Here is a 9,768-nt window from a genome sequence, read left to right on the forward strand (position 1 = left end):
TAATCGAACCCGCTGAAATTGTAAATAGAGAAAGGGATAGGCCCCCTCATAATTTATGTAAAATCATGAATTAGGCCCCCCCTCTATTGGAGGAACCTCCAATTCCCTTCAAGCCATAAGGAAGCTTGCCCGGCCGGGCGCCGTTCGCGCTCTGGGCCGGGCAATTACCGCAGTCTGTTCAGCTTCGGTTTACAGCGTCCGGGCTTTGAGAATGGCATACCCGTAGGACGGAAGCTTCGCATGCAGCACACCGCGATCAGTCCGCAGCTTCTCCCCGGTTAGAAGGTTCTCCCATTCCTGCTCCTGAACCGGAAGCCGGAACGATTGTCCGCAGTCTCCGGTGTTCATCAGTACCAGAATGGCTTCATCGCCCAGGCGGCGCTCATAGGCCAGCTTGCTTCCCTTGACGGCCGCTTCCAGGAAGCGGATGGAGCCTTTGCGGAGCGCTTCATGGTTGCCGCGGATCCGGATCAGGTCCTGATAGAACCGGAACATGTCCCGGTCCTGAAGCTCCGGTTCCCACACCATGCACTTCCGGCAGCCGGGATCTTCTCCGCCGTCCATACCGAATTCGCTGCCGTAATAGATGCAGGGAGCTCCCATATAAGTGAACTGGAAGGCAACAGCCTGCTTGAATTTCTGCTTGTTGCCGTCGCAGAGGGTCAGCAGCCGGGCGGTGTCATGGCTGTCCAGCAGATTGAAGGCGGCTTCGTTGACCTGCATGGAGTAGCGCGAGAACTGGCGGCCGATCGAATTGGCGAAGCCCGCAGCGTCCAGATCGCCCCGGACGAAGAAGTCGATGACGGCGTCGGTGAACGGGTAGTTCATAACGGCATCGAATTGGTCGCCTTCCAGCCAAGGGGCGGATTCGTGCCAGATTTCGCCGAGTATGTAAGCTTCCGGGTTGGCTTGCTTCACAACACGCCGGAAATCCCGCCAGAATTCATGGGATACTTCGCTGGCTACGTCCAGCCGCCAGCCGTCGATTCCGACTTCTTTGATCCAGTACTCGGCGACTTCCAGCAAATATTTTTTGACTTCCGGATTTTGAGTGTTCAGTTTGGGCATTTTAGGTTCAAAGGCGAAAGTGTCATAGGTCGGCACATCGTCCTCAATTTCCAGCGGGAAGCTGCGTACATGGAACCAGTCTTTATAGCGGGAGTCCTCGCCGTTCTCCAGCACATCGACGAACGGGGCGAACGTGCGGCCCGAATGATTGAACACGGCGTCCAGCAGAACACGGATTCCGCGCTTGTGACACTCCCCGACCAGGCGTTTCAGCGTTTCGGTATCCCCGAACTGCGGATCGACCCGGAGATAGTCTTCGGTATCGTATTTATGGTTCGTAGTGGCGGCGAAAATCGGCGTGAAATAAATGCCGGTAATGCCGAGCTCAGAGAGGTGATCCAGGTGATCGATGACGCCCTGAAGGTCTCCTCCGAAGAAATTCTCCGGTGTCGGAGCAGCTCCCCAAGGCTCTGCGTCTTCCGGATCGAGAGAAGGATCGCCGTTGGCGAAGCGTTCCGGGAAGATTTGATAGAAGACGGTGTCTTTGACCCAGGCCGGAGGCGCGAAGACGTCGCTCAGATTGAGGTAAGGGAACTCGAACAGACGGTTCGGGTTGGCCGGCTGCTCCTCCTGGTAACCGTTCTCGGTCATCCAGATTTGTTCATCGCCCTGAAGCAGCAGAAAACCGTACTTCAGCCGGCGGTAAGGAGGGACCGATTCGCATTCCCAGTAATCGAACATGGAATCGGAGGTCAGCAGCGTCATGGGGATCAGTTCTTTGGTTCGGTCCCAGGCATATTTGTCGCCTGCCCAGGCATAGGCTTCGGTCAAATCGCCCTTCTTGGAGCGAAGACGAAGATGAATGGTGTTCTCGTCGTAAGCATAGGACCAGTTCATTCGAGGCCGGTGATAGATGGCTTCCAGCAGCATTGGTTTTTCCTCCCGTTAGATCGTGATTGGTGTACCGCGTCTCAACAAAAAAGGCACAGCCTGGCTCTGAAATCTGCCGAGGTTGTACCGTATAGACGATAGCATTGCCTTTAAATTGTTGTTTCAAACGTCCGCGGTTGTGCATGTTTCATGAACATTGCTTCGCATTATAGCACGGAAGAAACGGTCTGAAAAGCGATTCTGTACAAACCATTGCATGGGCTGCATAGAGGCAGGGTGACAAAATGCTGCGTTTCAATAAAGCGGGAAACCGGTTTTTTAAACCGCCCATAACATCATGGAAATCCGCGAAGCGGATTAAAGGAGGACTAAGAGACCAATATCGGCGAAAATTAGAGTAAATCTGCGATATATTGAGTAATGCAAAGAAAAGATTATATATAATGATCAAAATGGGCATATTAGACCTGTGCAAACGTTTTTGCAAAACGTAGAATCTGTTGTATGATTGGTTCAGCAATAAAGCGCTTTCCGAAGAGAAGCCAACCGAAATTGAAAAGTCGCACAGAAAGAAAGCACTTTCATTTTCGGCCTTTTGAAATCGTTTGCGCAACTTTTCTGAAAGCTTTGCTAAGCTTAGTTTTATTAAACAGGAGGGGTTATTAGTAATGAGCATGAAAAAATGGATGGCAGTAACCGCTGTTGCCTCTATGGCCGTGTCGATCACAGCGTGCGGCGGCAACAACAACAATAACAACGGCAACGCCGCTTCTTCCGCGGCTCCGGCAGCAAGCACAGCGCCTGCAGCAAGCACAGCACCTGCAGCCAGCGACGCCGCTGCCTCGATCACTCCGGAAGATGGCGCATCCCTGGTTGTTTGGGAAAGTAAAGAAGAAAGAGCCTTTGCAGACGCAATCTCCAAAGAATTTACGGCGAAATACAATGTACCGGTTAAAATCGAAGAACTGAGCCCGACAGACCAGGTAACGAAGCTGTCCCAGGACGGTCCTTCCGGTCTGGCCGCAGACGTTATCCTGATTCCTCACGACAACCTGGGCCGCGCAGCAGCCGCTCAGCTGGTTCTGCCGAACGACGTGTTCGAAGCTGAAACCAAAGCCAACAACACGGAAGCCTCCATCACGGCTGCCAGCTACGACAACATGCTCTACGGCTACCCGCGCGCTGCTGAAACTTATGCCCTCTTCTATAACAAGTCCCTCGTGAAAGAAGCTCCTAAGAGCTTTGATGACGTAATCACCTTTGCCAAGACGTTCACGGACAAATCCAAGAACAAATACGGCATCATGTGGGAAGTTGGCAACATGTACTTCAACTATCCGTTCATCGCTTCCAACGGCGGTTACATCTTCGGTGAGAACGGCACGAACAAAGACGATATCGGCATCAACAACGAAGGCGCAATCACTGGCCTGAAAGAGTACATGAAGCTGAAAGAAGTGCTGCCGATCAAGAGCGGCGACATCACAGCCGACATCAAGCGCAGCTTGTTCAACTCCGGCGACGTAGCCATGGACATCAACGGTCCTTGGGAACTGGCCGGATACAAGAAAGCCCTCGGCGACAAACTGGGTATCGCTCCGCTGCCGACAATTGGCGGCAAGACCGCTATCTCCTTCGCCGGCTTCAAAATCTTCGCAGTCAATGCTTACACGCAGTATCCTAACGCTGCTAAGCTGTATGCCGAATTCGCTTCCAGCAAAGAATCCCAGCTGAAGCTGAATGAACTGGTTGGTTCCATTCCGACGAACAATGAAGCTCTGGCCGATCAGCAGATTTCCGGCGACCCTTACATTTCCGCTTTTGCTGAACAGACGAAGAACTCCCAGCCGATGCCTTCCATTCCTGAAATGGGCAACGTATGGAGCCCTGTGAACGCAGCTCTGCCGGAAATCTGGGACAAGGGCGTAGATCCGAAGACTGCTATGGATAAAGCGGCTCAACAGATCAAGGACCTGAACAACGGTGCTTCGGCCCAGTAATAAGCATAGCGTATAGCTCTGCTCTTAACAGTAAGCACGTGAAATCAAAATCGCCCGCCGCTCGGTTGCGGCGGGCGATTCCCTGATTTTGCTCGAGGAGAGGAGAACGGAAGGGAAATGAAGCGACACCGCACGATAGCCGCTATACTGTCGACGATTTTCATGGGATTGGGACAGATATATAACCGCCAATTCATTAAAGGCCTCATTTTCTTGGCTGCAGAAGCCGGATCGTTGGTTTATTTCATCAACAAACTCGGAGACGCGTTCTGGGGTATGAGAACGCTGGGCGAGAAGACCCAGCACTTTGAGAAGGTCAACGGAATCGCCAAGCTTGTCAAAGGCGATCACTCGATCTTTATTCTGATTCAAAGCTTGATTGTCCTGATCTTCTTTGTTCTGTTCCTGATTGCCTGGTACATGAACATTAAGGATGCCATGAAGACTGGCGCTGCCCGTGACAAGGGAGAACAAGCCGGCGGCTTCAAAGCCAGCATCCGTTATATTCTCGACTACAAGTTTGCGCAGACTTTCCTGATCGTGCCTTCTATCGGTATACTGATGTTCACCATCATGCCGATTATCTTTATGATTTTGCTGGCTTTCACGAACTACTCTGCGCCTAACCATATGCCTCCGGCCAAGCTGGTGGACTGGGTCGGATTCGAGACATTCCGCAATCTGCTCGTTCTGAAGTCCTGGAGCCATACGTTCTACGGCGTCTTGACCTGGACGATTATTTGGGCGATTCTCTCTACGATTACGACCTACTTCGGCGGTCTGCTCGTCGCACTGCTGGTCAGCCAGCAGGGAATCAAGTTCAAAGGAATGTGGAGAGCCATCCTCATTATTCCTTACGCCATTCCGCAGATGATTTCGCTGCTGCTGATGCGCAACCTCTTTAACGGACAGTTCGGCCCGATCAACCAGTATTTGAAATATTTCGGTCTAGGTCAACTGCCGTGGCTGACGGACCCGTTCTGGGCCAAGTTCACTGTTATTGTCGTTAACATGTGGGTCGGTATTCCGGTATCCATGCTGCTCATCATGGGCGTTCTGACTACGATTCCGCGGGATATGTATGAAGCGGCGGAAGTGGACGGCGCTACCGGTTACCAGAAATTCCGCATTATTACGCTGCCGATGGTGCTGTTCTCGACCGCGCCTACGCTGATTGCCCAGTTCGCGGGCAATATCAACAACTTTAACGCCATCTTCCTGCTGACGAACGGTAATCCGGTTAACGGTAACTATCAGTATGCCGGTTCGACCGACCTGCTCGTTACCTGGCTCTACAAGCTGACGCTCGACCAGAACAAGTACAACATGGCTTCGGCGGTCGGCATTATCATCTTCATCATTGTAGCCGGGTTCTCGATCTATAACTATCGCCGGACGAAGTCGTTCCAAGAGGAGGATATGATCCAATGAGCCTTAAGCTTAAGAAGAATATACGCCTGACGCTCAGCTACGTTATGCTGGTGATACTCGCCGTGGCGGCCCTCTATCCGGCTCTCTGGATTTTGCTGTCGTCGCTGCGTCCCGGCAAATCGCTCTACAGCAAGACCTTTATTCCGGAGACGTTCACGCTGGAGCATTACCGTCAACTGTTCACCGACAACACGCTGCTGTTCCAGAACTGGTGGCTGAACACGTTCAAGATCGCCATCTTCTCGATGATTCTGGGTGTCTTTCTGACCCTGCTGACGAGTTATGCGGTCTCCCGTTTCCGCTTCAAGACGCGGAAGACGACGATGTCCGTGCTGCTCGTACTGGGCATGTTCCCGGGCTTCATGAGTATGATCGCCATCTATCTGCTGCTCAAGGAGTTCGACCTGCTGGATACGCATATGGCGCTCGTTCTCGTCTATGCGGCGGGAGCGCCGCTCGGCGGAACGCTGATTGCCAAGGGCTTCCTCGATACGATCCCGCGTTCGCTGGACGAGGCGGCGCGTATCGACGGCGCCAGCAACTTCGGCATCTTCTGGAGAGTCATTCTCCCGCTGTCCAGACCGATGATTACCTACATGGCGCTGACGCAGTTCGTCGGCCCTTGGGTAGACTTTATCTTTGCCCGCCTTATTCTGCGAACCAAAGATAAATGGACGGTGGCCGTTGGTCTCTATGACATGGTCAACTCGAATCAGAATACGAACTTTACGACCTTTGCGGCCGGTGCGGTTCTGATCTCGATTCCGATTATGATTCTGTTCGGCTTCCTGCAGAAGCTGCTGGTAGACGGTCTTACGGCCGGGGCAAGTAAAGGCTGACGACGCTGCCGAACCCATGTGAATCTTGGATTTTGGGCTCCAGAGGGGCACAATCTTTACCCTTATGGTGAAGATTGTGCCCTCTTTTATTAACTATCAGAGGATGATGAATGTAATGAAGGGCATGGTCTTCAAATCGGTAGGTACCAAGCTGTTTGCCGCCTTGTTCTGCACCACCTTGCTGTTGACTTCCGTTCTCGGTCTCACTTCTTACAATGCTTCCAAGCGTATCATCACCGATCAGGTTGCGTCGGCTTCCGAACAATCCGTCACCCAGGCGGCAGACAAGCTGGACTTCCTCCTGTCCCAATACGAATCCTTGTCCAGACAGTATGCCGTCGATGCAACGCTTAAGGCTGATCTGGCCGCTATACATAATCGTGCAAGCGCTCCCGCCGATATCAGTGCCGCAGAGGAACGCATCAAACAGAAGCTGACTGCCTTGACCGCTTCGGATGAGCGGCTGGTGGGTGTGCGCCTGGTTGCTAAATCCCTGATTGATTCGGAATCCTATAAATCCGTAGGCCTCAATAATCTGCGCTCCGACGAAGGGGTGGAAGAGCGGCTGAAGGCTGTAGAAGCTGCCAAAGGCAATCCGGTCTGGTTCCCGACACGGACCCGGGGTTTCTTCGATATCAATCCTGACCCTTCCTTTGCCATGGGCCGGCTCCTGCGGAATCTGAAGAACCCGGAATTGGAATATTACCTGATTATCGAGGTGAAGGGCCAGGCGCTTGGCGATCTGCTGGCGAACTTCCATATCGGAGACAAGGGGCAGATCCGGATTGTGACGGCAGACAACCGGATTGTCTACCCGGCGGATAAAGACTCCCTGGGACAAGAGTTCTTTGTCGCCCTGCCGAAGCAGAAAGACAATAAAGAGAGCAGTAAGGAACAGCAGTCGATTACGGCTGCCGACCGCAGCGGGAACGATCAGCTCGTGGTCTATCACGGCATCCGGTCGGCCGACTGGACCTTGGCGGGGTATGCGCCGGTCAGCGATTTTACCCATTCGGCCAAGCGGCTGCTGTATATTACGCTGATCGTGGTAGCCTGCGCAGCGCTGATTGCCCTGCTGATTGGCTATCTGCTCGTCCGAATGATCGGCCGGCCGCTTGGTATGTTAGCGAAGCTGATGGAACGAGGGGAGAACGGGGACTTAACGGTCCGCGCTTCCTTCGGCGGCAGGGATGAGATCGGCAGGGTCGGCCACAGCTTCAATCAAATGATGGAGCAGCTTGGCGGGCTTGCCCGTCAGAGCGGACAAAGCGCGCAGGACGTGCTGACGACTTCGGCGAAGCTTGTTGTCGCATCCGGCGAAATCTCCGTGAATGCGAGGGAGGTGGCTGCCGCTTCCGAGGAAATTGCCAACGGAACGGCCAGTCTCGCGGAAGAGGCGGACAAGAGCAGCCGGAACGTGCAGCGCATGGGCGAGCAGATGAAAGAGGTCGCCGGAATCAATCAAGTTCTGGACCGTTCCGCTGAACGGCTGCTCGGAGTCAGCGGACAGGGCGGGAAGCTGATGGAAATGCTGGTTGCGAAGAGCGAATCCACGCTGGATATGATGAACCGGATTGAGCAGAATTCCGCCCGTCTTCAAGAGAGCCTGCGGTTGATTGCCGGTCTGCTGGCTCCGATGATTGCCATTAACAAGCAGACCAATATTCTGGCGCTGAACGCCTCTATTGAAGCAGTACGCGCAGGAGCGGCCGGCAGAGGCTTTATCGTCATCGCCGATGAAATCCGCGGTCTGGCCAATCAGTCCGGCCGGTCTATTGAGTCTGTGTCCCGGATTGCCGATGAAATCGGACTGGATATCGGGAACATGGTGGAAGCGGTACAGGCTGCCGTTCCGCTGTTTCAGGAGCAGATTGCAGCGGTGCGGGATACCTCGGAGACGTTTGCCGACGTCAAAGCCGAAATGGAGAAGTACATGGAGCATCTTCGAAAATCCTCGCAGGCGGTCAGCGACCTGCTTGTCAGTCAGCAGGAAATGGGAGAGTCGATCAACAGTGTGAGCGCCGTAGTGCAGCAGACGGCTGCCTCCACCGAAGAGGTGGCCTCGATGTCTTCCCAGCAGTTCCGGATCAGCGAGCAGCTGGTCCGGCTGTCGGGCCTGCTGGAGAAGCTGGCGGCGTCGCTCCAGGATTCGCTCATCTCCTTTCACACCGGAGAAGAAGCTGCACCGGAAGCCGATTCCGCCGAAGGCCAGTCCGCTGTAGAGAACTTGCAACAAAGCGCATAAGCCCTGGGCCTTCGGCCCGGGCTGGAAGAGTGAAAGCATGCCGGCAGGGCCGGCCCGCAGTCGGAAGACGACCGGGCCGGCCCTGTCTGCATGGAAGGGAACGGGGGGCGGAGGCGATCAGCGCGCCGCCGGTTCTTTTGGCGCAAAAAAGGTGCGAAGGGCTTGGTACACTTCCTTCTTGTCCTTGATGACGTAGTGCATGAAGCGCTCGTGCTTCAGGTTCTTGTAGGCCGACATCAGCGTGCTGCTGCGGTTGTACTGATTGACTTCGCCGTAGCCGAACAGGTTGCAGCGCTTCAGCAGCTCGCCGATCAGCTTGACGCAGCGCTCGTTGTCCGAGCTTAGGTTGTCTCCGTCGGAGAAATGGAAGGGATAGATGTTGTATTTCGACGGAGGGTAGCGGGTATCGATGATCTCCAGCGCTTTCTGATAAGCGGACGAACAGATGGTTCCTCCGCTCTCGCCCCGGTTGAAGAAGTCGTGTTCGCTGACCTCCTTCGCCTCGGTGTGATGCGCCAGGAAGACGATCTCCACCTTCTCGTACTGGCGGCGCAGAAACCGGGTCATCCAGAAGAAGAAGCTGCGGGCACAGTATTTCTCGAAGGTACCCATACTCCCCGAGGTATCCATCATGGCGATAATGACGGCGTTCGAGTGCGGGATGGTGATGTCGTCCCAGGTTTTGAACCGCAGATCGTCCGGGCTGATGCTGTGAATGCCGGGCTGTCCCCGGCCGGCGTTGCGCCGAAGGTTCTCCAGCAGCGTCCGCTTCTTGTCGATGTTGGACATCATGCCTTTTTTGCGGATATCGTTGAAGACGATGGAACGGGTCTCGATTTCTTCCTCGGTTTTGGGTTTCAGATGGGGCAGTTCCAGCTCCTTGAATAAAATATCCTCCAGATCCTCCAGATCAATCTCGGCTTCGATCAAGTCCTGGCCGGGCTGGTCCCCGGCCTTCTCGCCTTTGCCGTGGCCGGAGGAGGCAGGCTCCCTGCCCAGAACATCCCCGACCTGGCTGTCGCCGTCGCCCTGGCCGACGTGTTTTTGCTTGCGGTAATTGTAGATGATCCGGTATTCGTCGAGGCTGCGGATCGGGACCTTCACGAGCTTGCGGCCGTCGGACATAATGATATTCTCTTCCGTAACGAGATCGGGCAGGTTCGCCTTGATCGCTTCCTTGACCTTCTGCTGATGGCGCTCCTGGTCCTGATGGCCTTTGCGGTGCAGCGACCAATCCTCCTTCGATACTACAAATGAATAAGGAAGCCCGGATTCCGGCATGGCGGTCACCTCCTGGTTCAGTTCTTTCCATATATATTCCGCGGAAGAAGAGATATGTGCAGGCCGCTTGTTA

The 9,768-nt window shown here is 54.3% G+C and carries 6 protein-coding genes; 4 read left to right on the forward strand and 2 right to left on the reverse strand.

Going from position 1 to position 9,768, the window contains the following annotated elements:
- Nucleotides 1-189 precede the first annotated feature (189 nt).
- Entirely contained in the window at nt 190-1,938 is a 1,749-nt protein-coding gene (locus tag F4V43_RS15150; RefSeq protein WP_150459096.1) for an alpha-glycosidase, read from the reverse strand.
- Between the two features lie 629 nt (nt 1,939-2,567).
- Between F4V43_RS15150 and F4V43_RS15155 the strand changes: the two genes are divergently transcribed.
- The 4 genes from F4V43_RS15155 (at nt 2,568) to F4V43_RS15170 (ending at nt 8,414) form a co-directional block, all read left to right on the forward strand.
- Nucleotides 2,568-3,899, forward strand: coding sequence for a maltose ABC transporter substrate-binding protein (locus tag F4V43_RS15155; protein ID WP_150459097.1), 1,332 nt, complete (start codon nt 2,568-2,570; stop codon nt 3,897-3,899).
- 117 nt (nt 3,900-4,016) lie between these two features.
- Nucleotides 4,017-5,330, forward strand: coding sequence for a sugar ABC transporter permease (locus tag F4V43_RS15160; RefSeq protein ID WP_150459098.1), 1,314 nt, complete (start codon nt 4,017-4,019; stop codon nt 5,328-5,330).
- A complete protein-coding gene (locus F4V43_RS15165) occupies nt 5,327-6,169 on the forward strand; it encodes a sugar ABC transporter permease (RefSeq protein WP_150459099.1) in 843 nt (280 codons plus the stop codon). Before F4V43_RS15160 ends, F4V43_RS15165 begins: the two co-directional genes overlap by 4 nt.
- Before the next feature lie 115 nt (nt 6,170-6,284).
- Nucleotides 6,285-8,414 carry a methyl-accepting chemotaxis protein gene (locus F4V43_RS15170; RefSeq protein WP_223879915.1) on the forward strand — a complete coding sequence of 710 codons (2,130 nt, stop codon included), beginning with the start codon at nt 6,285-6,287 and terminating at the stop codon, nt 8,412-8,414.
- 117 nt (nt 8,415-8,531) lie between these two features.
- On the opposite strand, the gene yhbH is transcribed toward F4V43_RS15170, so the two are convergent.
- Entirely contained in the window at nt 8,532-9,695 is a 1,164-nt protein-coding gene (gene yhbH / locus F4V43_RS15175) for a sporulation protein YhbH (RefSeq protein WP_150459101.1), read from the reverse strand.
- Nucleotides 9,696-9,768: the final 73 nt, after the last annotated feature.

It is taken from the genome of Paenibacillus spiritus (assembly GCF_008710135.1).
GTDB lineage: Bacteria > Bacillota > Bacilli > Paenibacillales > Paenibacillaceae > Paenibacillus_AQ > Paenibacillus_AQ glufosinatiresistens.

What these genes read in the sequence shown, in the direction of transcription:
- F4V43_RS15150 (WP_150459096.1), bottom strand. Translation starts at nt 1,938, where the DNA reads ATGCTGCTGGAAGCCATCTATCACCGGCCTCGAATGAACTGGTCCTAT.
- F4V43_RS15155 (WP_150459097.1), top strand. Translation starts at nt 2,568, where the DNA reads ATGAGCATGAAAAAATGGATGGCAGTAACCGCTGTTGCCTCTATGGCC.
- F4V43_RS15160 (WP_150459098.1), top strand. Translation starts at nt 4,017, where the DNA reads ATGAAGCGACACCGCACGATAGCCGCTATACTGTCGACGATTTTCATG.
- F4V43_RS15165 (WP_150459099.1), top strand. Translation starts at nt 5,327, where the DNA reads ATGAGCCTTAAGCTTAAGAAGAATATACGCCTGACGCTCAGCTACGTT.
- F4V43_RS15170 (WP_223879915.1), top strand. Translation starts at nt 6,285, where the DNA reads ATGAAGGGCATGGTCTTCAAATCGGTAGGTACCAAGCTGTTTGCCGCC.
- yhbH (WP_150459101.1), bottom strand. Translation starts at nt 9,695, where the DNA reads ATGCCGGAATCCGGGCTTCCTTATTCATTTGTAGTATCGAAGGAGGAT.